Source organism: Enterobacter cloacae complex sp. IR53030 (assembly GCF_049238365.1).
In the GTDB taxonomy this organism is placed as follows: domain Bacteria; phylum Pseudomonadota; class Gammaproteobacteria; order Enterobacterales; family Enterobacteriaceae; genus Enterobacter; species Enterobacter kobei.
Genome location: NZ_JBMKHA010000002.1, coordinates 137,797 through 162,626 on the forward strand (window position 1 = coordinate 137,797; position 24,830 = coordinate 162,626).

Annotated in this window: 20 protein-coding genes and 1 pseudogene; 16 read left to right on the forward strand and 5 right to left on the reverse strand. The window is 57.7% G+C overall.

All coding sequences use genetic code 11. The annotated features are described in order from the left end of the window. Positions 1-62 precede the first annotated feature (62 nt). The 13 genes and pseudogenes from ACOTXR_RS02485 to dsbG all read left to right on the forward strand — a co-directional run bounded on the left by ACOTXR_RS02485 (position 63) and on the right by dsbG (position 14,608). Complete coding sequence (locus ACOTXR_RS02485) at positions 63-1,274, forward strand: diguanylate phosphodiesterase (RefSeq protein WP_032636460.1); 1,212 nt, start codon at positions 63-65, stop codon at positions 1,272-1,274. 89 nt (positions 1,275-1,363) lie between these two features. Further along, complete coding sequence (locus tag ACOTXR_RS02490) at positions 1,364-2,254, forward strand: aminoimidazole riboside kinase (RefSeq protein WP_058689944.1); 891 nt, start codon at positions 1,364-1,366, stop codon at positions 2,252-2,254. A 173-nt stretch (positions 2,255-2,427) separates the two neighbouring features. Beyond that, complete coding sequence (locus ACOTXR_RS02495) at positions 2,428-3,945, forward strand: carbohydrate porin (protein WP_058689945.1); 1,518 nt, start codon at positions 2,428-2,430, stop codon at positions 3,943-3,945. Between the two features lie 67 nt (positions 3,946-4,012). Further along, a complete protein-coding gene (locus ACOTXR_RS02500; RefSeq protein ID WP_014883886.1) occupies positions 4,013-5,383 on the forward strand; it encodes a sucrose-specific PTS transporter subunit IIBC in 1,371 nt (456 codons plus the stop codon). After that, the gene (locus ACOTXR_RS02505; RefSeq protein WP_058689946.1) at positions 5,383-6,789 is read left to right on the forward strand and encodes a sucrose-6-phosphate hydrolase; all 1,407 of its coding nucleotides are present in this window, start codon (positions 5,383-5,385) and stop codon (positions 6,787-6,789) included. Before ACOTXR_RS02500 ends, ACOTXR_RS02505 begins: the two co-directional genes overlap by 1 nt. Positions 6,790-6,817: 28 nt before the next feature. Further along, entirely contained in the window at positions 6,818-7,834 is a 1,017-nt protein-coding gene (locus ACOTXR_RS02510; protein WP_048996764.1) for a LacI family DNA-binding transcriptional regulator, read from the forward strand. Between the two features lie 89 nt (positions 7,835-7,923). Further along, a pseudogene (locus ACOTXR_RS02515) lies at positions 7,924-9,476 on the forward strand (methyl-accepting chemotaxis protein). A gap of 198 nt (positions 9,477-9,674) precedes the next feature. Then, on the forward strand, positions 9,675-10,094 hold the full coding sequence (locus ACOTXR_RS02520) for a hypothetical protein (RefSeq protein ID WP_023292366.1): 420 nt from the start codon (positions 9,675-9,677) through the stop codon (positions 10,092-10,094). Positions 10,095-10,099: 5 nt separating this feature from the next. Further along, on the forward strand, positions 10,100-10,660 hold the full coding sequence (locus ACOTXR_RS02525; protein WP_078309863.1) for an RNA polymerase sigma factor: 561 nt from the start codon (positions 10,100-10,102) through the stop codon (positions 10,658-10,660). A gap of 87 nt (positions 10,661-10,747) precedes the next feature. Beyond that, the gene (locus tag ACOTXR_RS02530) at positions 10,748-11,116 is read left to right on the forward strand and encodes a hypothetical protein (RefSeq protein WP_014883880.1); all 369 of its coding nucleotides are present in this window, start codon (positions 10,748-10,750) and stop codon (positions 11,114-11,116) included. A 48-nt stretch (positions 11,117-11,164) separates the two neighbouring features. Beyond that, positions 11,165-13,189, forward strand: coding sequence for a protein-disulfide reductase DsbD family protein (locus ACOTXR_RS02535; RefSeq protein ID WP_058689950.1), 2,025 nt, complete (start codon positions 11,165-11,167; stop codon positions 13,187-13,189). Positions 13,190-13,196: 7 nt separating this feature from the next. After that, complete coding sequence (locus ACOTXR_RS02540) at positions 13,197-13,808, forward strand: DsbA family protein (protein WP_058689951.1); 612 nt, start codon at positions 13,197-13,199, stop codon at positions 13,806-13,808. Positions 13,809-13,849: 41 nt separating this feature from the next. Further along, positions 13,850-14,608, forward strand: coding sequence for a thiol:disulfide interchange protein DsbG (dsbG, locus tag ACOTXR_RS02545; RefSeq protein WP_014883877.1), 759 nt, complete (start codon positions 13,850-13,852; stop codon positions 14,606-14,608). A 42-nt stretch (positions 14,609-14,650) separates the two neighbouring features. Here the strand turns inward: dsbG and ACOTXR_RS02550 are convergent, their stop codons facing one another. The 3 genes from ACOTXR_RS02550 to ACOTXR_RS02560 all read right to left on the reverse strand — a co-directional run bounded on the left by ACOTXR_RS02550 (position 14,651) and on the right by ACOTXR_RS02560 (position 17,854). Continuing rightward, entirely contained in the window at positions 14,651-15,943 is a 1,293-nt protein-coding gene (locus ACOTXR_RS02550) for a glycoside hydrolase family 10 protein (protein ID WP_058689952.1), read from the reverse strand. Between the two features lie 7 nt (positions 15,944-15,950). Further along, positions 15,951-16,238, reverse strand: a complete 288-nt coding sequence (locus tag ACOTXR_RS02555) for a VF530 family DNA-binding protein (RefSeq protein WP_014883875.1) — start codon at positions 16,236-16,238, stop codon at positions 15,951-15,953. 128 nt (positions 16,239-16,366) lie between these two features. Then, complete coding sequence (locus ACOTXR_RS02560; protein ID WP_063433807.1) at positions 16,367-17,854, reverse strand: UbiD family decarboxylase; 1,488 nt, start codon at positions 17,852-17,854, stop codon at positions 16,367-16,369. A gap of 112 nt (positions 17,855-17,966) precedes the next feature. On the opposite strand from ACOTXR_RS02560, the gene ACOTXR_RS02565 reads away from it, so the two are divergent. After that, a complete protein-coding gene (locus tag ACOTXR_RS02565) occupies positions 17,967-18,851 on the forward strand; it encodes a LysR substrate-binding domain-containing protein (RefSeq protein ID WP_023330447.1) in 885 nt (294 codons plus the stop codon). 13 nt (positions 18,852-18,864) lie between these two features. Here the strand turns inward: ACOTXR_RS02565 and ACOTXR_RS02570 are convergent, their stop codons facing one another. Further along, positions 18,865-19,851: an MBL fold metallo-hydrolase gene (locus tag ACOTXR_RS02570; RefSeq protein ID WP_058689954.1), complete on the reverse strand. Its 987-nt coding sequence runs from the start codon at positions 19,849-19,851 to the stop codon at positions 18,865-18,867. A 60-nt stretch (positions 19,852-19,911) separates the two neighbouring features. After that, positions 19,912-20,439, reverse strand: a complete 528-nt coding sequence (locus tag ACOTXR_RS02575) for a GNAT family N-acetyltransferase (protein WP_058689955.1) — start codon at positions 20,437-20,439, stop codon at positions 19,912-19,914. A gap of 132 nt (positions 20,440-20,571) precedes the next feature. Between ACOTXR_RS02575 and treZ the strand changes: the two genes are divergently transcribed. Then, entirely contained in the window at positions 20,572-22,359 is a 1,788-nt protein-coding gene (treZ, locus tag ACOTXR_RS02580; RefSeq protein ID WP_058689956.1) for a malto-oligosyltrehalose trehalohydrolase, read from the forward strand. Further along, on the forward strand, positions 22,356-24,824 hold the full coding sequence (gene treY, locus ACOTXR_RS02585; protein WP_058689957.1) for a malto-oligosyltrehalose synthase: 2,469 nt from the start codon (positions 22,356-22,358) through the stop codon (positions 24,822-24,824). The genes treZ and treY overlap by 4 nt, the downstream gene beginning before the upstream one ends. Positions 24,825-24,830 lie beyond the last annotated feature (6 nt).

Sequence of the window (24,830 nt, forward strand, 5' to 3'; positions counted from 1 at the left end):
TCGCAATGATTAAGTATGTTAAATAATACCTTCAAGGCACCTCTCTCATCGGAACCCGTTTTGTGCTGACGACTCTCATTTACCGAAGCCAGTTGAATTTATCCCACCCGTCAACCGAACTCCGGGAGGTGGTGGAGCGCGCCAGACGCCGTAACGCGAAGCTGAATATAACCGGTGTGCTCCTCTCTAAAGGGGATGACGTACTGCAAATTCTTGAAGGTTCCGAAGAGGGCGTGGTCAGGCTGTTCAATAAAATCCGTGATGACAAGCGGCACAGCGGAGTGGTTGAACTGATGCGGGATTATGGCCCGCGCAGACGATTTGAAAACGTCGGGATGCTGCTGTTCGATCTTCAGACGCAGTCGCCGAAAGAGGTGCTGCAATCGGTGCTGCGTTACAGCAAACTCGACAGTTACCTGGCCTCCGATGACCGCGTATTCAAATTTATTCAGACGTTTATTACAGATAAGCGTCCGAACCCGTCGGGTGGACGTTACGATCCGGCAAAGTGGGCGCTCGAACCCGAAACCTTACCCTTTGGCGAGTCTCTGGGCCTGATTGCCGCGCAAACCTGTCAATTTGCGCTTCAACCGATTGTTGAGCCTTCGGAAGGCAAGATCAGCTCCCTTGAAGCCCTTATCCGCAGCAATGACGGCGGCAGTCCGGAGCAGTTCTTCCGCGCCCTTGACCCGGACACCCTCTATCAGGTCGATCTCCAGACGAAAGCCTATGCCTTTGCGCTGGCGGAAAAGCTGGGGATTGGCAGCCACAAAATTGCGGTCAACCTGTTGCCGATGTCGCTGGTGAATGTCCCTGGCGCAGTGGAATTTCTGGTCGGTGAGATTAAAAAACACGGGCTTCAGCCAGAGCAGGTGGTGCTGGAAATCACTGAAAACGAGATGATATCCGGACTGAATCAGTTCAACAGCGCCATTAAACAACTTCGCGGTGAGGGGGTTGGCATGGCGATTGATGATTTTGGTTCCGGCTATGCCGGTCTCTCTCTGCTGACGCGCTTCCAGCCGGATAAAATTAAGATTGACCGGGAGATTATCAGCGATATTCACCTGAGCGGTCCGAAACAGGCGATTGTACGCTCGATTATTAGCTGCTGCTCCGATCTCGAAATCACCCTGGTGGCGGAAGGTATCGAGAAAATAGAGGAGTGGTGCTGGCTCGAATCTGCCGGGATCCGCCGCTTCCAGGGCTTCCTGTTTGCCCGCCCGCTGCTTAACGGCGTCGGTGATATTCACTGGCCGCACCTGGTGCGTTAAGGCAATTTTCCACTCGCGTTATTTCCCCGTCGTCCTGCCTGTGCTTAAATAGCTAAAACGGTTTAACATAGTTTAGCTTCGAGGTTCACATGGAAAAAATCTGGGTACTGGGTGATGCGGTGGTGGATCTGCTGCCTGATGGAGAAGGGAGATTACTGCAATGTCCGGGTGGCGCCCCGGCAAACGTTGCGGTCGGTATTGCCCGCCTGGGGGGGCGTAGCGCGTTTATTGGCAGAGTTGGAGACGATCCTTTCGGGCGCTTTATGGCTCACACACTGGCTGACGAGCGGGTCGATGTGCAGTGGATGCGCCTTGACCCGGCACACCGCACCTCAACGGTGGTGGTCGATCTCGACGAACAGGGCGAACGTTCGTTTACCTTTATGGTGCGCCCGAGCGCCGATCTGTTTCTGGAACCTGCCGATCTGCCTACCTTCAGTCAGGGTGAATGGCTGCACGTCTGCTCCATCGCGCTAAGCGCTGAACCCAGCCGCAGTGCGGCCTTTCAGGCGATGGATGCCATCAGGAAGGCGGGCGGTTACGTCAGTTTTGACCCCAATATACGCCCGGATCTCTGGCCGGATGAAACCGCACTTCGTCGCAGCCTTGAAGAGGCGCTGCAACGTGCTGATGTGGTGAAACTCTCCGTCGAGGAACTGGCATTTTTAACCGGCGAGGAGCAGGTGCACGCCGGTCTGGCTGCACTCATGCGCCGCTGTCCGGCGCGGCGGGTGCTCGTCACGCAAGGTAAAGATGGCGTTATTGCCTGGCATGAAGGCACCGTGAACCACTATCCGGCAACCCCGGTTAAGTGTGTCGATACCACCGGCGCGGGGGATGCCTTCGTCGCCGGACTGCTCTACGGGCTGGCCGCCGGTCTTGAACTGGTTCCCGCCATCACCTTAGCCCAGCGCTGCGGCGCGCTAGCCACCACTGCGAAAGGGGCGATGACCGCCTTGCCCTGGCAGCACGACCTTTAATTTCTCCCTTTACAGGCCGTCGGTCGACGGCCTGAATTGTCGCCCCGATCACACTTACTAAAACGGTTTAGCAAAAAAGATTGCCGATCCAAAATTCACCAGTTTAGTATCAGCAACCTAAACCGGTTTAGCAATTTAGCACGTTTAATGACTTCTTTGAGGGATGCGACAAAATGTATAAAAAACGCAGACTTGCCGTGATGATAGGCATGCTGGCCGGAAGTACCTCTGTTTTTGCCCAAACGGATATGACAAGTATCGAAGCGCGGCTTGCCGCAATGGAACAACGCCTTCAGGACGCAGAGACGCGCGCGCAGAGGGCGGAGAAACGCGCCGCGGAAGCAGAACAAAAAACGCAGCAGCTCGTTGCCGCGCAGCAGCAGACGCAGTCGACAACCCAGGCGGTGGCGCAGCGCACCACTGCGCTGGAGAAGAAAGCGGATCAAAGCAGCGGGTTTGAGTTCCACGGCTACGCTCGTTCCGGCCTGCTGATGAATGACGCGGCCTCCAGCAGCAAAAGCGGTCCGTATCTGACCCCAGCCGGCGAAACCGGTGGTGCGGTAGGGCGTCTGGGTAATGAAGCCGACACCTACGTTGAGCTGAACCTGGAGCACAAACAGACCCTGGATAACGGGGCGACGACGCGCTTTAAAGCGATGCTGGCCGACGGCCAGAGAACCTATAACGACTGGTCAGCTGATACCAGCGATCTCAATATTCGTCAGGCCTTTGCGGAGCTGGGCAATCTCCCTGATTTCACCGGCGCGCTGAAGGGCAGTACATTCTGGGCAGGTAAACGCTTCGACCGCGATAACTTTGATATTCACTGGCTGGATTCCGACGTGGTGTTCCTGGCCGGTACCGGTGGTGGCGTCTACGACGTGAAATGGAACGATTCGCTGCGCAGTAACTTCTCCCTCTATGGCCGCAACTTCGGCAGCGTGGAGCAGACCGACAATAACGTTCAGAACTATATCCTCAGCATGAACCACTTCGCCGGACCGCTCCAGCTGATGGTGAGCGGCCTGCGGGCTAAAGATAATGACGATCGTAAAGACGCGAACGGCGATCTCATCAAAACGGATGCCGCTAACACGGGCGTTCATGCCCTGGTGGGCTTGCACAACGAGAGCTTCTACGGCCTGCGGGAAGGCACGGCCAAAACCGCGCTGCTGTATGGTCACGGGCTGGGGGCGGAAGTGAAAAGCATCGGCTCCGATGGCGCACTGCTGTCCGAGGCGGATACCTGGCGCTTTGCAAGTTACGGTGTCACGCCAATTGGCGGTGGCTGGAGCGTTGCGCCTGCCGTTCTGGCGCAGAGCAGTAAAGATCGCTACGTCAAAGGCGACAGCTATGAGTGGGTCACGCTCAACACCCGCCTGATTAAAGAGGTGACCCAGAATTTCGCGCTGGCGTTTGAGGGAAGCTATCAGTATATGGACTTAAACCCGGAAGGTTATAAAGACCGAAACGCCGTCAACGGCAGTTTCTACAAGCTGACCTTTGCTCCGACGTTAAAAGCGAGCAAAATCGGCGATTTCTTCAGCCGCCCGGAGCTTCGCCTGTTCGCCACCTGGATGGACTGGAGCAGCAAACTGGATAATTACGCCAGCGATGATGCCTTTGGCAGCAGCGGTTTCAACGCCGGCGGGGAATGGAACTTTGGGGTCCAGATGGAAACCTGGTTTTAACCCATCACGCTCCCGCCTGGCGGGGGCGTTTCGCACATCATAAAAAAGAAGTCAGGCAGAGGTATCTATGGATTTTAATCAAATCGCCCGCGAGCTTATTCCGCTGCTGGGTGGCAAGGAAAATATCGCCAGCGCGGCGCACTGCGCAACGCGTCTTCGTCTGGTGCTGGTTGATGACGCGCTGGCCGATCAACAGGCGATCGGCAAGGTCGACGGCGTTAAAGGCTGTTTCCGTAACGCCGGGCAGATGCAGGTGATTTTTGGTACGGGCGTGGTGAATAAAGTCTACGCCGCGTTTATTCAGGCGGCGGGGATTAGCGAGTCCAGCAAGTCTGAGGCGGCGGACCTGGCGGCGCGCAAGCTGAACCCGTTCCAGCGCATAGCGCGTCTGCTCTCCAATATCTTTGTGCCGATCATTCCTGCGATTGTGGCGTCCGGCCTGCTGATGGGTCTGCTCGGCATGGTGAAAACCTACGGCTGGGTCAATGCGGACAACGCTATCTATATCATGCTGGACATGTGCAGTTCGGCGGCGTTTATCATTCTGCCGATCCTGATCGGCTTTACCGCCGCGCGGGAGTTTGGCGGTAACCCGTACCTGGGCGCGACGCTGGGCGGCATCCTGACCCATCCGGCGCTGACTAACGCCTGGGGCGTGGCGTCCGGTTTCCACACCATGAACTTCTTCGGCCTGGAGATCGCGATGATTGGCTACCAGGGCACGGTATTTCCGGTGCTGCTGGCCGTCTGGTTTATGAGCATCGTGGAGAAAAACCTGCGCCGCGTGATTCCGGATGCGCTGGACCTGATCCTGACGCCGTTCCTCACCGTTGTGATCTCTGGCTTTATCGCCTTGCTGATTATTGGTCCGGCGGGACGCGCCTTAGGGGATGGTATCTCCTTTATCCTGAGCACGCTTATCGCCCACGCGGGCTGGCTGGCCGGGCTGCTGTTTGGCGGACTGTATTCGGTGATTGTGATCACCGGTATTCACCACAGCTTCCACGCGATTGAAGCGGGGCTGCTGGGCAACCCGTCGATTGGCGTAAACTTCCTGCTGCCGATCTGGGCCATGGCGAACGTGGCGCAGGGCGGAGCCTGTCTGGCGGTGTGGTTCAAAACCAACGATGCCAAAATCAAAGCCATTACGTTACCGTCGGCGTTCTCTGCGATGCTGGGCATCACCGAGGCGGCTATTTTTGGTATCAACCTGCGTTTCGTTAAGCCGTTTATTGCCGCGTTGATTGGTGGCGCGGTGGGGGGCGCCTGGGTGGTCTCTGTGCATGTCTACATGACTGCCGTCGGGTTAACCGCCATCCCGGGTATGGCCATCGTGCAGGCCAGCTCGCTGCTCAACTATATTATCGGCATGGTAATTGCCTTCGGCGTGGCGTTTACCGTCTCGCTGCTGCTGAAATATAAAACGGACTCTGAATAATGACGTTACCTTCCCGCTGGCCTGCGATTCTGCAGGCCGTTATGAAAGGGCAGCCGCGCGCGCAGGCTGACAGCCATTATCCGCAATGGCACGCCGCGCCGGTGACGGGGCTGATGAACGATCCCAACGGGTTTATCTGGTTTGCCGGTCGCTACCATCTGTTCTATCAGTGGAATCCGCTGGACTGTGAGCATCGTTATAAATGCTGGGGGCACTGGAGTTCTGCGGACCTGGTCCACTGGCAGCATGAGCCGCTGGCGCTGATGCCCGACGAAGAGTATGACCGCAACGGCTGCTACTCCGGTAGCGCCGTGGATAACCAGGGCGTGCTGACGCTGTGCTATACCGGCAACGTGAAGTTCGATGACGGCAGCCGTACCGCCTGGCAGTGCCTGGCCGAGGAACAGCCGGACGGCACCTTTAAAAAGCAGGGGCCGGTGCTGGCGCTGCCGGAGGGCTACACCGGTCACGTGCGTGACCCGAAAGTGTGGCAACACGACGGGCTGTGGTACATGGTGCTGGGCGCGCAGGATCTGCAAAAGCGCGGCAAAGTGCTGCTGTTTAAATCCGCTGATTTACATGCCTGGGCTTCCTGCGGTGAAATCGCTGGTCACGGGGTCAACGGCCTGAAGGACGCAGGTTATATGTGGGAGTGCCCGGATCTGTTCGCGCTCGACGGTACGCACGTGTTGATTTGCTGTCCGCAGGGGCTGGCGCGCGAGCCGTATCGCTATCTCAACACCTATCCGGCCGCCTGGATGAGTGGGGCGTTTAGCTATGAACGCGGCACGTTTGCGCACGGCGAGCTGCACGAGCTTGACGCGGGCTTTGAGTTTTACGCCCCGCAAACGACGCTGGCGGAAGATGGACGACGCATTCTGATTGGCTGGATGGGCGTACCGGACGGGGAAGAGATGCTTCAGCCGACGCGGTCGCACGGCTGGATGCACCAGATGACCTGCCCGCGCGAATTGCAGTATCGCGACGGCAAGCTCTGGCAGACTCCGGTGCGTGAGCTGGCGGCGCTGCGTGAAGAGGAGCAGCACTGGCAGGGACGTGCCAGCGATGCGCCCGTTCTGGATGCCGCGCGACTGGAGTTTGAGTTAAGCGCCTCGCAGGTGAACGTCGATTTTGCGGGCGCGCTGCGCCTCACGGTTGATGAGCAGGGCGTGCGGCTGGAACGCGCGAGCCTGAAAACTGGTGAGACGTTGACCCGCTACTGGCTGGGGGACGTCCACCATTTACGCGTCCTGTGCGACCGCTCCAGCGTTGAAATTTTCATCAATCATGGCGAAGGGGTGATGAGCAGCCGCTATTTTCCTGACCATACGGCCTGGGTGCGCTTCGAAGGTGCGTCCGATATCACATTACGCTACTGGTCGCTGCGCGCCTGCATGATAGAATGAGGGTTTTGGCAGCCGGATCTAAGTCGTTGTGAGAAAAACAAAACGCGTCACCATTAAAGACATCGCGGAGCTGGCGGGTGTGTCAAAAGCCACCGCCAGCCTGGTCCTGAACGGGCGCAGCAAAGAGCTTCGCGTGGCGGAAGAGACGCGTGAACGCGTGCTGGCGATTGCGAAAGAGCACCACTATCAGCCCAGCATTCACGCCCGGTCACTGCGCGATAACCGTAGCCACACCATTGGTCTGGTGGTGCCGGAGATCACCAACTACGGCTTTGCCGTCTTTTCTCACGAGCTTGAAACGCTGTGCCGCGAGGCGGGTGTCCAGCTGCTGATCTCCTGTAGCGATGAAAATCCGGGGCAGGAGACGGTGGTCGTCAATAACATGGTGGCGCGTCAGGTCGACGGACTGATTGTCGCCTCCAGCATGCTTAATGATGCGGACTACCTGAAACTCAGCGAGCAGCTGCCCGTGGTGCTTTTTGATCGCCATATGAACGACAGCACGTTGCCGCTGGTGATCACCGATTCCATCACCCCAACGACGGAACTGGTGGCGGATATTGCCCGCCAGCATCCGGATGAATTCTATTTTCTGGGCGGACAGCCGCGCCTTTCTCCGACTCGCGACCGTCTGGAAGGGTTTAAGCAAGGTCTGCGAGCGGCCGGTGTGGAACTGCGCCCCGAGTGGATCATTCACGGCAACTACCACCCGAGCTCCGGCTACGAAATGTTCGCCGAACTCTGCGCCCGTCTGGGGCGCCCACCGAAAGCCCTGTTCACCGCCGCCTGCGGGCTGCTGGAAGGGGTACTGCGCTATATGGGTCAACATAACCTGATGCAAAGTGATATCAGATTAGCCAGCTTTGACGATCACTATCTCTACGATTCGCTGACGATCCCCGTGGATACCATTCGCCAGGACAATCGCCAGCTGGCGTGGCATTGCTTTGATCTGATTGGCAAATTGATCGAAGGGGAGACGCCGCAGCCGTTGCAGCGGAAGCTAGATGCCACCCTGCAGCGGCGCTATAAGTCAGCGGTATAGCCTCGTTCGATACATCAATAACTTTAATTAATTTAAGTTTTGGATGCGCCGATAACCATAAGGAATAATTCTCCTTGAGGTATTGGTTTATGTCGTTGAAAAAGTCATCCCTGATTGTCCTGTTCTCACTGCTTTTGTTCTTTGTGGTCAGCACCGTCACCAGCGTTGGCCTCATCATTAAAAGTAATAATTCCCTGGATAACGTCAACAAAGAGATCCAGGTTGTGCTGTCGATTATTGACCCCATCAACCATAGCCGTACGCTGCGCGTTCGCGTGATGGAGTATGTGAAGATGGTGGAAGCGGGCAACTCGGCAGACGGGGCGGCGAAGCTTGCCGCCGTGAAAGAGGCTCTGACCAAAGCGGACCACGCCTTTGCGGCCTTTATGGCTTCGCCGCGACTTACGGATGAAGCGCCACTGGTGAGTGCCTATCAGGATGCCTGGCAAAACTACCGCAACCAGGGGCTGGCGCCGCTGATCGATGCCGCTGAGGCACACGATGTTGCTAAATTTAACGCGCTGATCCCGGAAGTTTCCCGCCTCGACCGCCAGTACGAAATCGTTCTCGACCAGGTACTTTCCGTCCACCAGAAATACGCCAAAAGCCTGAACGAAGACGCGAGCAGTAATTTCGTCTCCGGCCTGGTGATGATTGCCGTTATCGCCTGCCTGTTTGTGCTGGTGATTGTTGCCGTCAGCCTCTTCATGAAGCGCTTCGTCTTTGCGCCGGTCAACCTGGCGCGCGAGCACTGCAGCCAGATCGCCGCGGGCAAGCTCGACATTCCGGTGCCGGTGAAGGGGAGTTCGCATAATGAAATCGACCACCTGATGGGCTCGATGGAGCAGATGCGTCAGGCACTGCTGGCCACTATTGCTCAGGTGCGCGATGCGAGCCACACCGTGACGCACGCGGCGCAGGAGATTGCCTCCGGCAATATCGACCTCGCATCACGTACCGAGCAGCAGGCTTCCGCGTTGACCCAGACGGCGGCAAGCATGGAAGAGCTGAGCGCGACGGTGGCGAACAATACCGATAACGTGTATCAGGCCGGAAAACTGGTGCAGGACGCGGTGCACAATGCCCATACCGGCGAAGCGGTGACCCGCGAGGTGATCGACACGATGAATACCATCGCGGCGAATTCGAAGCGCATCGAAGACATTACCAGCGTGATTAACAGCATTGCCTTCCAGACCAACATTCTGGCGCTGAACGCAGCGGTGGAAGCGGCGCGCGCCGGTACGCAGGGCCGCGGTTTTGCGGTAGTGGCCAGTGAAAAGTGCGCACCCTCGCGCAGAAAAGCGCGGTGGCGGCCAAAGACATTGAAAGCCTGATTGCGCAGTCGGTTTCCAGCGTGAAAAACGGTGCGGAGCTGGTCAACCGCTCGGGCGAGGTGATTGACTCGATTATTTCATCGGTGAACAAAGTGAATACGCTGATGGAGCAGATCTCCGTGGCTTCGGAAGAGCAGAGCCGTGGGATCGGCCAGGTCGGGCAGGCGGTGACCGAAATGGACGGCGTGACCCAGCAGAACGCCGCGCTGGTGCAGCAGTCCGCTGCGGCGGCTGCCTCGCTGGAAGAGCAGGCGCAGCAGCTTTCACGGAGTATTTCGAGTTTTAGGTTGCCGGTGCAGGCGTAATTCTTTGAATCTGCCGGGTGGCGCTGACGCTTACCCGGCCTACGAAATCTGTAGGCCCGTGCAAGCGTTAGCGCCGCCGGGCACTCGCTGCGATTGCGCATCCGTAAAATTATTTCATTCCCCTCAGCAATATTTCCCTCCCTTATCCGTCTACCTCATCACAAGCCATAATCAGTTACAATAAACGAGGTAAACACCATGAGAGATTTTGAACTGCACGGCAGAGGTCACGGGCGCGGATTTGGTCGTCACCGTATGGGCAAGGGCTTAGTCATCGGCGCGGTGATTTTCATCGTGCTCGGCCTGCTGGTGATGTCCCTGTGGAACGCCTTGCTCCCGGCAATCCTTGGCGTGAAAGCCATTGGTTTCTGGCAGGCGTTGGGCATTCTGGTGCTGAGCCGCATTCTGTTTGGCGGACTGGGCTTCCGTCCCGGCATGTTTGGCGCACACCGCCGGATGCACGAGCGCTGGATGAACATGACGCCCGAGCAGCGCGAGGCGTTTATTCAGCAGCGCCGCGAAGGCTTTGGTCGCCACGGGCGCGGCCACTGCGGCTGGCACGGTCATCGTGACGATAAGCGCGATGACGCTACGCCAAAAGCGCCGGACGCAGAGTGAGCGAGATGAAAGCCGGAGAGGTGGGCGGATCCCTGTTGATGTCGCCGCTCAACGCCTGCCGTGCCCGGCTGAAGGCCTTCATTCGCGGACGAACGTCCGTGCGCGACGACGCCGACGACATTTTGCAGGAAGTGACCTATCAGCTGATGAAGGTGGAGCAGCCGGTCGAAAACGTCGCCGCCTGGCTGTTCCGCGCGGCGCGTAACGAGATGACCGACCGGGCGCGTAAGAAACGCGAGGTGTCGCTCTCCGGCTATTTTACGGATGAAGAGGAGGAGGGCTTCCCGGAGGACGAGCTGGCCGAAACCCTGTTCGGTGTCCCGCAGACGCCGGAAGAGGAGTATCTCAAAACGCTGCTGTGGGAAGAGCTGGGGCAGGCCCTGTCTGAACTGCCGCCGCCGCAGCGCGAGGTGTTTGAAAAGACCGAGCTTCACGGCTACAGCATTAAAATGCTGGCAGAGGAGACGGGGGCCAGCGAACAGGCGCTGTTATCCCGCAAGCACAAGGCGGTGCTGTTTCTGCGCACGCGGTTGCGGGATATCTATGATGCCCTGACGGGCGAATAGCGGCCTCAGACAAAACCTTACACTTCCGGTACTTGTAGATTCATCACTATCGTTTATGATCGGGGCGTCTTGTCACTCTGGAATGTTATGCGCAACCGTCAGCTCCTCGGAAAATGGCTTTTGATCGTTACCTGTCTCGCGATGGCGCTTTGCCTCGTGCAGCGTGCGGTCATGCTCAACCATTTTTTACAGGGACTGGAGCCGCAGATCGCCCTGAGTGCAGACGCCCCGTCGCAAAGCAACGCCGGGGAGTCTGGGCCTTCACCCTGTCAGCTAGGCGCGCACTCCCTGCTTTGCGCGCAGCCACTGTTCTTCGACGGCGCGCTGCCGGCCATTATTATCTTCTTCGCGCTGCTGCAGCTGTTTACGCAAGGGCGGGCATTTGCGCCCGTGGAACAGCCCGTTCAGGCACCGCCTCCCCGAATACACCTTAAAAACTGCGTTTTCCGTGAATGAAAATCATCGTCATCACACGATAATTTTTCACTGTTCACGGAGTAAAACATGGTTAACCTCTTCAGGGGATTCGTCTTCCTGTGGCTGTCCTGCATCGGAATTGTCCATGCGGCGGACACAGGCTGGCTGGTCTCCCCACAAAACGATCACGCCCGCATCCGCTTTCAGGCGGAAAGGGAACAAACGCACATTAAAGGCCTGCTCACCGTTGAGCTAAAGCCCGGCTGGAAAACCTACTGGCGGTCGCCGGGCGAGGGTGGCGTCGCGCCAAAAATCAGCTGGCCGCAGGGCGTTACGGATAGCTGGTCCTGGCCGGTACCGTCGCGATTCGATATCTCCGGTATGACCACGCAGGGCTATCACGATAAGGTCACGATCCCCATCGTGCTCGACGGCGTGAAGGGCGACACGCTCGACGGCACGCTCACGCTCTCCACGTGCAGTAACGTTTGTCTGCTGACGGACTACCCGCTGCACCTCGATTTTACACAGCCGGTGGATGACGGTTTCCGTCACGCCTTTGACCGCGCGATGCAGGCCGTGCCGGGCACGTCTGGCGTTTCCGCCGACCTGTCGGCCTGGCTCTCTGACGGCAACCTGGTGGTGACGGGAACGACCGACGGGAAATGGGATAATCCGGGGATCTACTTTGACCCGCTGGAGGGGGATATTCTGCCCGGCGAGCCGGCCATTAAGCACGATGGCAATACGCTTCGGGTCACGGTGCCCGTCACCGACGAATGGGGCGATAAGCCCACGTCGCTGGAAGGCAAGAGGCTGTCATTTGTGCTGACCAATGGCAGTGACGCACAGCAAACCACGATGACCGTTGGCGCTACGCCCGCCGAGACTTCCGCCCCAGGCGGGACGGGCAAAATGGTGCTCTTTGCCCTGCTGGGCGGGCTGATCCTCAACCTGATGCCGTGCGTACTGCCGGTGATGGGGATGAAGCTTAACAGCATTCTGCAGGCGGGTTCGGACAGACGCGTCATCAGGCTACGCTTCCTGGCAACCAGCGCCGGGATCCTCACCTCCTTTATGCTGCTGGCAGCCATGGTCACCGGGCTGAAGCTGGCCGGGGCGTCCCTGGGCTGGGGCATTCAGTTCCAAAACCCGTGGTTTATCGGGCTGATGGTTACCGTGACCTTCCTCTTTGCGCTGAACCTGTTTGGAACGTTTGAGATGCTGCTGCCTTCTGCCGCTACCGGGCGACTGGCTACGGCAGGCGGGGCTGGGCTTGGCGGCAGTTTCTGCGAAGGGATTTTTGCTACGCTGCTGGCCACGCCGTGCTCCGCACCGTTCCTCGGTACCGCAGTTGCCTTTGCCCTTGGCGCGCCGCTGCACGCCCTGTGGCTCATCTTCCTGATGCTCGGCGTGGGCATGAGCCTGCCGTGGCTGTTTGTCGCCCTGGTACCCAAAACGGCCATGCTGCTGCCGAAGCCTGGCCGCTGGATGAACACGCTTAAAGCGATCCTGGGCCTGATGATGCTGGCCTCCAGCCTCTGGCTGGCGACGCTGCTGAGCCTGCATCTGGGGGCAATGGTGAGTCAGATCGTGGTGCTGGTGCTGATTGTTGTCGCGCTGGTGCTGTTCGCGTTGAAGGGGCAAACCTCCTCGCCGTTGTTCTGGATCGTGGTCATCGCGCTGTCGGCGTTTGGCGGGTATCAGCTGCGCGGAGTGTTTACCTCGCCGCCGGACGCTCCGGCGCAACATATCGCTGAGGCCATCCCGTGGCAGCCACTGAGTGAAGACGCCATCCAGCAGGCGCTTTCTCAGGGGAAACGGGTGTTTGTGGATATTTCGGCGGACTGGTGTGTGACCTGCAAAGTTAACGAGCATCGGGTCCTGAATCAGCCAGACATCATTGCCGCGCTGAGTCAGCCGGACGTAGTGGCGCTGCGCGGTGACTGGAGCCAGCCGTCCGCCTTTATCGCGGATTTTCTGGCGAAGCGAAACCGCTACGCTATTCCGTTTAATGCGGTATATGGCCCTGGTCTGCCGGAGGGCGAAATCCTCTCGCCGCTGCTGGATAAACGCACCCTGGTCACCACCCTGAACAACGCAAAAGGCTAAACGTATTATGAAAAAATTCCTTATCACGCTGATGCTCCTGCTGGCCTCGGCTCAGGCGATGGCCGCTCAGCCGCTGACGCCAGACCAGGAGCAACGTGCGCAGAAGATGATCGCGGATTTTCTGTTTAACGATCCGAATTCCCCGCGTATCGGCGCGAAAAATCCAAAGCTCACCCTTGTGGTGTTTACCGACTACAACTGCCCGTACTGCAAGAAATTCGACCCCTATCTGGAGAAGATCGTAGAAAAACATCCCGATGTCGCCGTGGTGTTTAAGTTTTTACCTTACCGCTCGGAAAGTTCGCTGACCGCCGCGCGCGATGCGCTCACGCTCTGGCGTCAGGATCCCGGGGCGTTTATGAAACTGAACCATACCCTGATGGCCAAAAAGGGGTACCACGATGACGCCAGCATTCAGGAAGCGCAAAAACGGGCAGGGGTCAGCGTTACCACGCCTGATGAGGAGAGTCTGATGACGATCAAGCGCAGCCTGCTTGTCGCGGAAAAAATGGGCATTCAGGGTACGCCCGCCACGCTGATTGGTGAGGGATTGCTGCCCGGCTGGGTGCCTTTTGAACAGTTCGATGAAATCGTCAGCGACGCGCTGAAAAACCGCTAACCTGAAGGGGGCGTGATGCCCCCGATAAACCGGAGAGGGATATGAAAAAATTACTGTTACTTTCGGCACTGGCGACCTCAGGGCTGGTCCAGGCTGCTGACGCTATACCGGATGTGGTTAAGCACTTCAGTGAGCAGCAGAACATTACAATCATCAAGAAGCTGGATGCTCCCGGCGGCGCGCCGGCCTGGCTGGGGCAATATCAGGACATGGGGGTGACGCTCTTTTTAACCCCGGACGGCAAGCACGTGATTTCGGGCTATCTGTACGATGACAAAGGGAAAAACCTCAGCGAGGGGTATTTCCAGAAAGAGATCTATGCCCCGATGGGACGCGAAATGTGGAAGACGCTCAACGCGGCGCATCCCCTGAAGGAAGGGGCGGATAACGCGCCGCGCAAAGTCTTCGTCTTCGCCGATCCGTTCTGTCCGTACTGCAAGCAGTTCTGGTCAGAGGCGCAGCCGTGGGTCAAGGCGGGCAAGGTCCAGCTGAATACGCTGCTGGTGGCGTTTCTTAACCCTAACAGCGGACGTAACGCTGCCGCGATCCTGAATGCGAAAGATCCGGTCTCGGCCTGGCGCGAGTACGAGCTCTCCGGTGGCAAAAAGTTACCGAAACCTGAGGGGGAAGGGTCTCGCGAAACGGTAGCGATCCTGCAGAAACACCAGGCGCTGATGGACAGTCTGGGGGCCAACGCCACCCCGGCCATTTACTATATGAACGCGGAAAACGAGCTGCAGCAGGTTGTCGGGATGCCGGACGCGCAGCAGCTTGAAGCGATGTTCGGGCCGAAGCCGTAAAGAACGCAGGCAGAAACAGGACGTTTCTGCTCGGCCGTCCGGTTAGCTACCCCAGCGTCCTTTGAGATAGTTGACCGCCTGCTGCGTCTGCGGCTTGTTCAGGTAATCTTCCCGGAACAGGATGGTGCCGTTGACGTTGGGCAGTGAATCATTGAGATCGAGCTGTTTTTTCAGTTCCGGCACGCCGCCCTGAACCGTCCAGTCCGGCTCATTTTTCGACGGTTCGCCCACTTTGTAGAACGCGATGCCGATGTACAGACGCGTGTGGGTCGGCTTCACGACGTCGGCCCACCATTTGGTCAGCACGTCATAGCGCGCGGCATCCCGGGAGAAGGGCCAGTAAATCTGCGGGGCGATGTAGTCCAGCAGGCCCTGCTGCACCCATTGACGCGTATCGGCGTAGGATTCATCGTAGGCGGCGGCACCCCGGGTGTCGGAGCCTGCCGGGTCAAAGGAGCGGTTACGCCACACGCCAGCCGGGCTGACGCCAAACTCAACGTCGGGTTTGGTTTGTTTTATCGCGCGGGAAACCTGGACGATCAGCTGATGCGTGTTGTGTCTTCGCCAGTCGGCCTTAGAGGCAAATCCCTGTCCGTACTGCCGGTAAGTCTGAGAATCATCCAGCGCGGATCCCGGTGATTCAGCATAAAAGTAATCATCAAACTGCACGCCGTCTATCGGGTAGTTCGCCACGACTTCCGTGACGACACGGGTTATCCAGTCGCGCACTTCCGGAATGCCGGGATCGAGTACGAAGCGATCGCCCGAGACGCGTACCCACTCCGGGTGCTGGACATAGACGCTCGACGGGGTCTGATACGCCGTCCGGTTCAGGGCAGCGATGGTTGACGGCTTCGTGTTAGTCGACACGCGGTACGGGTTGAACCAGGCATGGACTTTCATACCGCGCTTGTGCGCTTCATCCAGCATAAACTGAAGCGGATCGTATCCCGGATATTCGCCGATGTTGCCCGTCAGCATATCTGACCACGGTAATATTTTTGATGACCAGAGTGCCGTGCTGTCAGGCTTTACCTGGAAAAATACCGTGTTAATCCCAAGGTGCTTAAGGTTATCGAGCTTGGCGATAAGCGCCTGCTTTTGCATTGCGATGCGCTGGTCAGCGCTGGAGCCATTCACCGAGGCCACCGGCGGCCAGTCGAGGCGAGAGACGGTCGCAAGCCAGATCCCGCGCATCGGCTCGTTTGCCTGTTGGGTCGGTTTGCTGACGGTGGGGAGCGGGGTAACTAATGATTTTGGTGGTTTTGAGGAGCAGCTTACAAGTAAAAGTGCGCAGCCAGCCAGCGCACCGATCCGTTTTACGTGTCGCGTCATTTGCGTATTAGCTCTTGATAATCCGACTGTTAGCCCAGGGATTAAAGGCGGGCGCCTCCTGTTCTTTATGTCCCTCGTCGTGGAGGGAATCCAGATACAGGGCTTCGACCTCCGCGCGTGCCCACGGGGTACGGCGCAGAAATTTCAGGCTCGATTTAACGCTGGGGTCTTTTCTGAAACAGTTAATTTTGATGCGGTCACCCAACTCGCTCCAGCCATATTTCGCCACCAGGGCGTTGACCATCATCTCCAGCGTGACGCCATGCAAAGGATCGTTAGAAATGTGTGCAGTCATAGGTGTCCGGATGTCTCAATTTTTGTGGGGGTGGAGTTACCGATGAAAGGGTACAAGAAAGCAGGGGAAGCGGCAATTTAAGCGTGAAATTCTTCACCCCCGAGGGGTGAAGAAAGAGGAACGTTCGTTTACTTTTTGTCTTTAAACAGTTCAGGTGCCCACGGTGTCGGATCCACCTCCATAAACGGCGCGCGCTCGAAGCGATCCTTCAGCGCCCACGGCACCGTGCAATCAAAGATGGTCTTGCAGGAGATGCCGTTTCCGCGAATTGAGTTGCTGTAATCCGGCGACTGAGACGGATCCAGCTGGTGGCCGCGGATCCCCGGAATATTCGTGATGCTGACATCGCCCTGCATACGGGTGGTCATAGCCCACAGGATGTCGTCGCTGTCGAAAATATCCACGTCTTCATCGACAAGGATAATGTTTTTCAGCTCCGAATAGGTGGCTAACGCGATAAGTGCTGCCTGGCCCTGGCGTCCTTCGTCTGACGGCTGGCGTTTTTTCACCTGCAAAATACCCAGGAATTTACCGCCACCCGCGGTATGCGCATAGACGTTTTGCAGGAAGCCCGGAATCGCCTCCTCAACCGCATTGCGGATGCTGGCCTCCGTCGGCAAACCGGCCAGGGTGGTATGTTCTTCTCCGGGGCCCACCAGCGTTTGCAGGATAGCCTGATGGCGCATGGTCACCGCTTTCACTTTGATCACTGGCAGAGACGGGTTCGCCTCACCGCAGTAGCCCGGGAATTCCGGCATCGCGTGGCCGGTATTGGTATGCTGATCTTCTCTTACGCGCACGCCGGGAAGCAGTTCGCCTTCAATGATAATTTCCGCCCGCGCGATGGCTTTCTCTTTTACCGCCACGCCCTGTACCAGCTCGACCGGCTGCTGGCGCAACGCCCCGGCGACGCCCAGCTCATTGTAACCAAACGGTGTGGTGGGGGCCTCAAAACACGCGCCGATATAGATAGCGGGATCGAGCCCCATGTTGATCGTCACCGGCAGCGGTTTTCCGGCCGCTTCCGCTTTTTTGCGAAAGACTTCAATATGGCGACCGGCGGCCAGGAACATGGATAGCTCATCGCGCTCCTGCACGCAAAGGCGGTGGATGGTGACATCCGTTAGCGAGCTGTCTTCCGGATCGCTTGCCAGCACCAGTCCCAGGCAGAAGAACGGGCCTGCATCAATCGGCGTATTGGTTGGTGCTGGCAGCAGTTTGCGCAGATCGAAGTCCGGATCGTCAGCGTAGAAGACCTGCTCCTGACAAGGGGCCTGCGAGGCCGGGACGACAACGGGTGCGACCGGTTTTTTCACCGCCTGACCGACATGTTTTGCCAGTTCAGAAGGCGCACAGCCTAACAAAAGTGCCGCGCGTTCACGGCTGGCGTGCATGCCTACCAGAATGCGCGAGCCCGGATAGCCCTTCACGCTGTTGAACATCATGGCCGGCCCCGTGCGGGTCGGGCGTTTTACCGTACCGCCCGCGCCAATATGACGATACACACCTGCCAGCTCTGCGTTAGGATCGACGGGATGATCGGTTTCAATATACTGGCCTTCGTGGCGCTTCAGTAAGGCGATGGCACTTCTGAGATCGTTGACTGGGTTTTCCATATTTTCCTCCCTCGGTTGAATACCTCCATTTTTACGACAATGACCCATAGCATCAATTGCATCATTACTGCTAAATTGATAATGAATTTATTATCAAAAAAGGAAGTCTCCCGTGCAGTTTCGTCAGATGCGCCATTTCATTGTCGTTGCCGAAGAACTCCACATGCACCGGGCCGCCGAGCGTTTAAACATGGCGCAACCGGCGCTGAGCCAGCAGATAAAGGCGCTGGAAGAACGTTTAGGCGTCACGCTCTTTAGCCGGGCGAACCGTCGCTTAACCCTGACGCCCGCGGGCGACGCGTTTCTGGTGAAGGCCAGGCTCGCCATCTCCCTGACTGAGCAGGCGGTACTGGACGCCAGGCAAACGGCGAGAGGCGAGCAGGGGGTGTTAAACCTGGGATGCGTGTCGAGTGCGATGTTCGACGGTAAGCTGCCCGCTGCACTGCGCCAGATGCACAGCCGCTGGCCGGCGATAACCATGTCTTTGATGACGGGCAATGTGCAGACGCTCTATGCCGCCGTGCAAAGTAACCAGCTGGATGTGGCGATTATTCGGGCACCGCTGCCATCGCTGCCTGACGATCTGCAAAGCCGGCCGTTCACCTCAGAAAAAACGGTGCTGGCGCTGTATCGCCAGCATCCTCTGGCCGACTCTTCCGCTCTGACGCTCGCGTCAGTGAAGGATGAAAAATGGATCTCGCTGCGCGATCCGGAGGGCATGGGGCTGGAGCAGTACTTTTATGACGTCTGTAGCGGGGCGGGTTTCCAGCCGGACGTAGTGCAGAATGCGACGGATGTTCCCACGGTGATAAGCCTGGTCTCCGCGGGATTTGGTCTGGCGTTGCTGCCTGCGTCAGCAAAGGCAGTGAGCGTCGAGAATGTCGTTTACGTGGACATTCTCGACCGTCTCAGGGAAAGCGAACTGACGCTGGTGTGCCACCGAATTATTCGCTCAGAAGTGCTTAAAAAATTTCTGGTGACCCTCGAGCACACCTGACGGCGTCATCCGCTTATTTCACGCTGCTGGCGTCCCGGTTGGCATAGGTGACGGGAACCCAGGCATAGCCACCGTTTTCACCTTTGGTGACATAGCCGATACCCGGGAACGGCAGATGGGGCGCGGCAATCAGGTCTCTGTTTTTCACAAAGTCCGCAAACGCCTGTTCGCGCACGCTTGCCGCTTTGTTCTGATCTTCATCGTAGGTGATGGTCACACCAGGCTGCGGGAACTGGACCGCCCCGGCATGAATGATGTCGCCGACAAAGGTGATCTTCTCGCCTTTGCTTGTCAGCGTGTAGAAGGCTGAACCCGGCGTATGGCCGGGATGAACCGTGCCGGTCAGCCCCGGAAGAATCTCAGCCGTGCCGCTAAAAGGCACCACTTTACCGGCGTCAAGATAGGGCTTTAAGGTCTTCTGCGCGACGTCAAAGTAGTTCTTGCCGTAGCCGGTTTTCTTTTGATTATCGTCGTTAAAGAAAAAGTCGACGTCGGGTTTGCCAACGAAAACGCGTGCGTTGCTGAATACCACCTTGCCGTCTTTGACCAGACCGCCCGCGTGATCGGAGTGGGCGTGGGTCAGCAGGACTTCAGTAATGTCCTCGGGTTTAACCCCTTGCGTGGCGAGGCTTTCAACCAGGCGTCCACCCGCATCAGGACCAAAGAGCTGGCCCGAGCCAGTATCCACCAGAATTTTATGTCCGGGGATCGCAATCAGGAACGCGTTAATGGAGACCTCGGCCGGGTTGGTCTGGACATTTTTCGCGAGCAGCGCATCAATCTTTTGCGGCGTTGTGCGGCGCAGCAGCTTATGCAGATCCTGCGCAACGGTTCCGTCGGTAAAAGACGTGACAATGACATCGCCGACCTGCACGCGGTAACCGCCCGCCGGTTGTTTAACGACGTGCTGGGGCGTTTCTGCCGAAGCCTGCAGCACAGGGTAGAAAAGCAGTGAACTGGACATCAGCGTGGAAAGAGCAAGTTTTTTCATGGTAAGCATACGCGTCTCCTTTGAAAGTGCTCATCTTACTCATAGCGGCCGTAGAGCAGCGAGTTTCCGCTACACCAGCATGTAATACCAGAACAGGGCAACTTCGTCTTTTTCCGGTAAAGCGTTGTACAGATAACGGTCGTATCCGCCCAGGGTGAAACCGTAGTTTCGGTAAAACAGACAGGCCGAGACGTTCACATTTTGGGTTTCAAGCCGCAGTCCCGGCGCGTTTACGCTTCGCGCCCACACGTGCGCGGCGGCCATCAATTTTTGTGCTGCGCCGGTTCTGCGTTTCGTACGATCTACGGCTATGTAATCCACCGAGATAAACTTATTCCAGCCAATTGATGCAGTAATAAAGCCGGCTATTTCACCCTCGTTCGTTTCTGCGACAAGAAATATGGCGTCCGGGTTAACACAATGATTTTCAAGTGTCTGGATATCGAGCTCGTAGGTTTTTATCCAGGGCTCGGCGATAGCTTCAATATGCAAATCACAATGGAGAAAAGGTTCTCGTGCAATGTGGTTAACGGTGAAAGAGAAGTCACAACATTCGAGGCGTACGAGGTCGTTATTTAATCCTTTTCGAATCTGCATAGTATTCCCGGTAGTGAGTGAGTTCATAAAGAATAGACGAAGCGGTTAAATCCGCTGAGCCAACACACTTTTAATCCTGAACTAAGCTTGTACTTCGTTCCGCGTAAAATGTGGGTCATTCGAGGACAATGAATGGAATTCAGGACATTTCAAAAGCAGTGGGGTGCTGAGTTTATTTCCGATGACGTTGTACGTTTTCGCGTCTGGGCAGAAGGACAGAAAGCGCTGACGCTACGTCTGGCCGTCACCGACGTGCCGATGACGGCAGTGGGTAACGGTTGGTTTCAGGCAGACGTTCCGGGCGTTACGCACGGCACAGAGTATCAGTTTGTCCTGCAGGACGGCATGACGGTGCCCGATCCCGCGTCTCGCGCACAGGCGAGAGACGTTAACGGCCCCTCCATCGTTATCGATCCCCGACGTTATCAGCCGGTTAACCGGGACTGGTCAGGGCGGCCGTGGGAAGAGACGGTTATCTATGAACTGCACATCGGCACGTTTACCCCGGAGGGGACCTTCCGGGCCGCCATTGAAAAACTCCCTTACCTGGCAGAACTGGGTATTACCCAGCTTGAAGTTATGCCCGTGTCTCAGTTTGGCGGATCCCGCGGCTGGGGGTACGACGGTGTGTTGCTTTATGCTCCGCACGCCGCATACGGTACGCCAGAGGATTTCCACGCGTTAATCGATGCCGCGCACGGTCTTGGGCTTTCCGTGGTGCTGGATATCGTACTCAACCACTTCGGCCCGGAAGGCAACTATCTCCCGTTGCTGTCGCCTGCCTTTTTCGATGCAGAGCGGATGACGCCCTGGGGCAACGGAATCGCCTACGAGCGCGAGCCGGTAAGACATTACATTACCGATGCACCGCTCTACTGGCTGACCGAGTACCGCCTGGACGGCCTGCGTTTTGATGCCATCGACCAGATTAAAGACAGCTCGAAGACGCATATTCTCCAGGAAATTGCAGAGAAGATCCGTGAGGCGATCCCGAACCGTCATGTTCACCTGACCACGGAAGACAGCCGCAACGTCATTTTCCTGCATCCGCATGATGAGCACGGCAATACGCCGCTGTTTACCGCTGAGTGGAATGATGATTTCCACAACGCGGCTCACGTGTTTGCCACCGGTGAGACGCACGCGTACTACCAGGATTTTGCGTTTGAACCAGAGAAAAAATTCGCCCGGGCGCTGGCAGAAGGGTTTGTCTACCAGGGCGAGGTTTCGCTGCAAACAGGCCAGTCCCGCGGGGTGGAGTGTCACACGCAGCAACCGCAGTTCTTCGTTGATTTTATTCAGAACCACGATCAGACCGGGAATCGCGCCCAGGGTGAGCGGCTTATCACCCTCGCAGGTGCCAATAAAACCCGTGTGCTGCTTGCTGCACTGCTGCTTTCCCCCCATATCCCGCTGCTGTTTATGGGCGAGGAGTTTGGTGAATCACATCCGTTCCTGTTCTTCACCGATTTTCACGGCGATCTGGCCGACGCGGTGCGGGAAGGGCGCGCAAAAGAGTTTACTGGCCATGCCGGGCACGATGACGCTGTCCCGGACCCGAATGACGTGAACACCTTTGTCCGCTCAAAGCTTGACTGGAATAAAATTGCCACCGACGACGGCAAAACGTGGCTCCGCTTCACGCGCCATCTGCTTACGCTGCGTCATCGTTATATCGTTCCGCTTCTGCATGAGGGAAGTCGCGTCGAGGGCAAGGTGATCGGGACGGCACCCGGTATGGTGGCCGTAAGCTGGCGCTTCCCGTCCGGAACGCTTTCGCTGGCGCTTAATATCGGCAATAAATCTGTCAAACCGCCCGCTCTCCCGGGGGAGACGCGCTTCGCCTGGCCGGAGGTAACCGACATTTTGCCGCCGAACAGTATTGTCGTTCGATTTGCTGATGGAGAAGCATCGTTATGATCCCTTCCGCTACGTACCGTATACAGTTCCGTAATGGCATGACCTTCGATCGCGTTGTCGGGCTGGTACCCTATCTGAAAGACCTCGGCATCAGCCACCTTTATGCCTCCCCGGTGTTTACTGCCACAATGGATTCCACGCACGGCTATGACGTCACCAACCCGAATGAAATAGACCCTGCGATCGGCGGACGCGAAGGTTTCGACCGCATGTCCGCGGCGCTTAAGCAGGCCGGCATGGGGCTGATACTGGATATTGTCCCTAACCATATGTCGACTTCTCTGGAAAACACCTGGTGGCGGGACGTGATTGAGTACGGACAGCAGAGCCGCTATTTCCGCTATTTCGATATCGACGGGTCTCGCCCGCTGACGCTGCCGTTTCTCGGGGACACCTTTGAGGCGGAGCTGGAGAAGGGAGCCATTACTTTAAAACGTGACCCTGTCACAAACAAAGCCGCTCTGATCTATTACGACACCGCATATCCGCTCAACCCGGGCACGTTCAGCGAGGATAAGAGCCTTGCGGAACTGCACGAAGCACAAAGCTGGCGATTGATGTCCTGGCGGGAAGCGCCGAAACAGCTTTCGTGGCGACGTTTCTTTGAGATTACCGGTCTGGTGGGCGTGCGTGTTGAAGATGACGCGGTATTCGACGATACGCATCGCCTCATCCTTGAACTGGTTCACGCGGGTGTGGTGGATGGTCTGCGGATCGACCATATCGACGGTCTGGCCGATCCGCTGGGCTATCTGCAGCGCCTGCGGCAGGCAACCGGACCGGACTGTTATATCACGGTCGAGAAAATTCTCGCTAAAGGAGAACAACTTCCCGCCGAGTGGCCCGTCTCCGGTACTACCGGGTACGAATTTATCGCTTCGCTGGCGGAAGTGCTGGTCGACGACGATAACCTGTCGCGTCTGGAAAAAATTCACGACGAGACGCTGGGGGTAACGGTCGATCGCCACGCGGAACTGCGCGATGCGAAAGGCCTGATGACCGATCGTAATTTTGAGGGCGAGTTCACCACGCTGCTTAATCTTGCAGACGATCTGGCCCGCCGCAATGACGTTGCGCTTCAGCGCGATGATATTCGCCACGCGTTACGCGAGCTGCTTATCGCCTTTCCGGTGTACCGCACCTACGGCACCCGGGAGGGGTTAACCCCGCCAGATGTCGCGCTGCTTAACCGCGTGGTCGCCAGCGTAGAGACATCCGAAGCCGCCCTGAGCCTGATAGTCCGCATTCTTACCGGCGATTTGCCGGAAGAGTGCCGCGAGTCCGCCGCGCTTTTCAGAACCCGCTTTCAGCAGTTGACCGGGCCGCTGATGGCGAAGTCCGTTGAAGACACGCTGTTCTTTCGTCATAACCTGGAGCTGGCGCTTAATGAAGTGGGCGCCGACCCGACGCCGCGCGCGTTCTCGCTGTCCCGCTTTCATCAGGAGATGCGCATTCGTCTGGCCCGTCAGCCCGATGCGCTGCTGGGCACCTCCACGCACGATACCAAGCGCGGGGAGGATGCCCGGGCCCGGCTTTACACCCTGACGGAGGCCCCGGAACAGTGGGGCGAAAATCTGGCCCGATGGCGCCAGATGAACCAGACCCAGGTGCGGTTTCTCAATGACGGTACCGCGCCAAACGCCGCCGACACGTGGATGATCTATCAGGCGCTGGCAGGCGTCTGGCCCGCCACGCTGTCGCCGGACGACGCCGACGGGCTTGCCTCGCTGGAGGCGCGTTTTATCGCTTTCCTCGAAAAAGCGCTGCGCGAGGCGAAACAGCGCACCGACTGGATCGACAGCAACGAGAGCTATGAGAGCGTGGTGCTGCGCTATGCCCGGCACCTGCTTTCACCGGACAACACGCTGTTTCTGCATGATTTCAGCGAGTCCATGCGGCCTTTTATCCGCGCCGGACTGATGAACAGCCTTAGCCAGACGGTGATTAAGCTGACGGCGCCCGGCGTGCCGGATATCTATCAGGGCAGCGAGGCGCTTAACGTTAGCCTTGTCGATCCGGATAACCGCCGCGAGCCGGATTTTCCGACGCTGGTGCAAAACCTCAGCGTGGCGAATGCCGGTATGTTTAAAAACCCGGCGTGCTGGCAGGACGGCAGGGTGAAGCAGTTTGTCACCGCTACGCTCCTGCGTCTGCGTCCACACTATCCCGGGCTGTTCCGCTATGGCGACTGGCTGCCGCTTAAAGTGTCCGGCGAGCGGGAGGAGCATCTGATTGTCTATGCGCGGGTGAAAGACGGCGAGGTGCTGATTGTTGCCGTGCCGCGACTGGTTTTTGGCGTCACCGATAACCGCACGCTGTGGGGCAATACCACGGTGGCGATACCCGAGGCGCTGGCAGGAAAACGCTATCGGGATCTGTTCAGCGGTGAAAGCCGCATGCTGCAAGAGACGCTGGATTTAACGTCAGAAAAGGGATGTGTACTGGTTCTGCTTACCTGCGAATAATCGTGG

Coding starts and splice junctions, on each gene's coding strand:
- ACOTXR_RS02505 (WP_058689946.1), top strand. CDS start 5,383: ATGACGTTACCTTCCCGCTGGCCTGCGATTCTGCAGGCCGTTATGAAA.
- treY (WP_058689957.1), top strand. CDS start 22,356: ATGATCCCTTCCGCTACGTACCGTATACAGTTCCGTAATGGCATGACC.
- ACOTXR_RS02495 (WP_058689945.1), top strand. CDS start 2,428: ATGTATAAAAAACGCAGACTTGCCGTGATGATAGGCATGCTGGCCGGA.
- treZ (WP_058689956.1), top strand. CDS start 20,572: ATGGAATTCAGGACATTTCAAAAGCAGTGGGGTGCTGAGTTTATTTCC.
- ACOTXR_RS02550 (WP_058689952.1), bottom strand. CDS start 15,943: ATGACGCGACACGTAAAACGGATCGGTGCGCTGGCTGGCTGCGCACTT.
- ACOTXR_RS02535 (WP_058689950.1), top strand. CDS start 11,165: ATGGTTAACCTCTTCAGGGGATTCGTCTTCCTGTGGCTGTCCTGCATC.
- ACOTXR_RS02520 (WP_023292366.1), top strand. CDS start 9,675: ATGAGAGATTTTGAACTGCACGGCAGAGGTCACGGGCGCGGATTTGGT.
- dsbG (WP_014883877.1), top strand. CDS start 13,850: ATGAAAAAATTACTGTTACTTTCGGCACTGGCGACCTCAGGGCTGGTC.
- ACOTXR_RS02555 (WP_014883875.1), bottom strand. CDS start 16,238: ATGACTGCACACATTTCTAACGATCCTTTGCATGGCGTCACGCTGGAG.
- ACOTXR_RS02525 (WP_078309863.1), top strand. CDS start 10,100: ATGAAAGCCGGAGAGGTGGGCGGATCCCTGTTGATGTCGCCGCTCAAC.
- ACOTXR_RS02570 (WP_058689954.1), bottom strand. CDS start 19,851: ATGCTTACCATGAAAAAACTTGCTCTTTCCACGCTGATGTCCAGTTCA.
- ACOTXR_RS02560 (WP_063433807.1), bottom strand. CDS start 17,854: ATGGAAAACCCAGTCAACGATCTCAGAAGTGCCATCGCCTTACTGAAG.
- ACOTXR_RS02575 (WP_058689955.1), bottom strand. CDS start 20,439: ATGCAGATTCGAAAAGGATTAAATAACGACCTCGTACGCCTCGAATGT.
- ACOTXR_RS02530 (WP_014883880.1), top strand. CDS start 10,748: ATGCGCAACCGTCAGCTCCTCGGAAAATGGCTTTTGATCGTTACCTGT.
- ACOTXR_RS02540 (WP_058689951.1), top strand. CDS start 13,197: ATGAAAAAATTCCTTATCACGCTGATGCTCCTGCTGGCCTCGGCTCAG.
- ACOTXR_RS02500 (WP_014883886.1), top strand. CDS start 4,013: ATGGATTTTAATCAAATCGCCCGCGAGCTTATTCCGCTGCTGGGTGGC.
- ACOTXR_RS02490 (WP_058689944.1), top strand. CDS start 1,364: ATGGAAAAAATCTGGGTACTGGGTGATGCGGTGGTGGATCTGCTGCCT.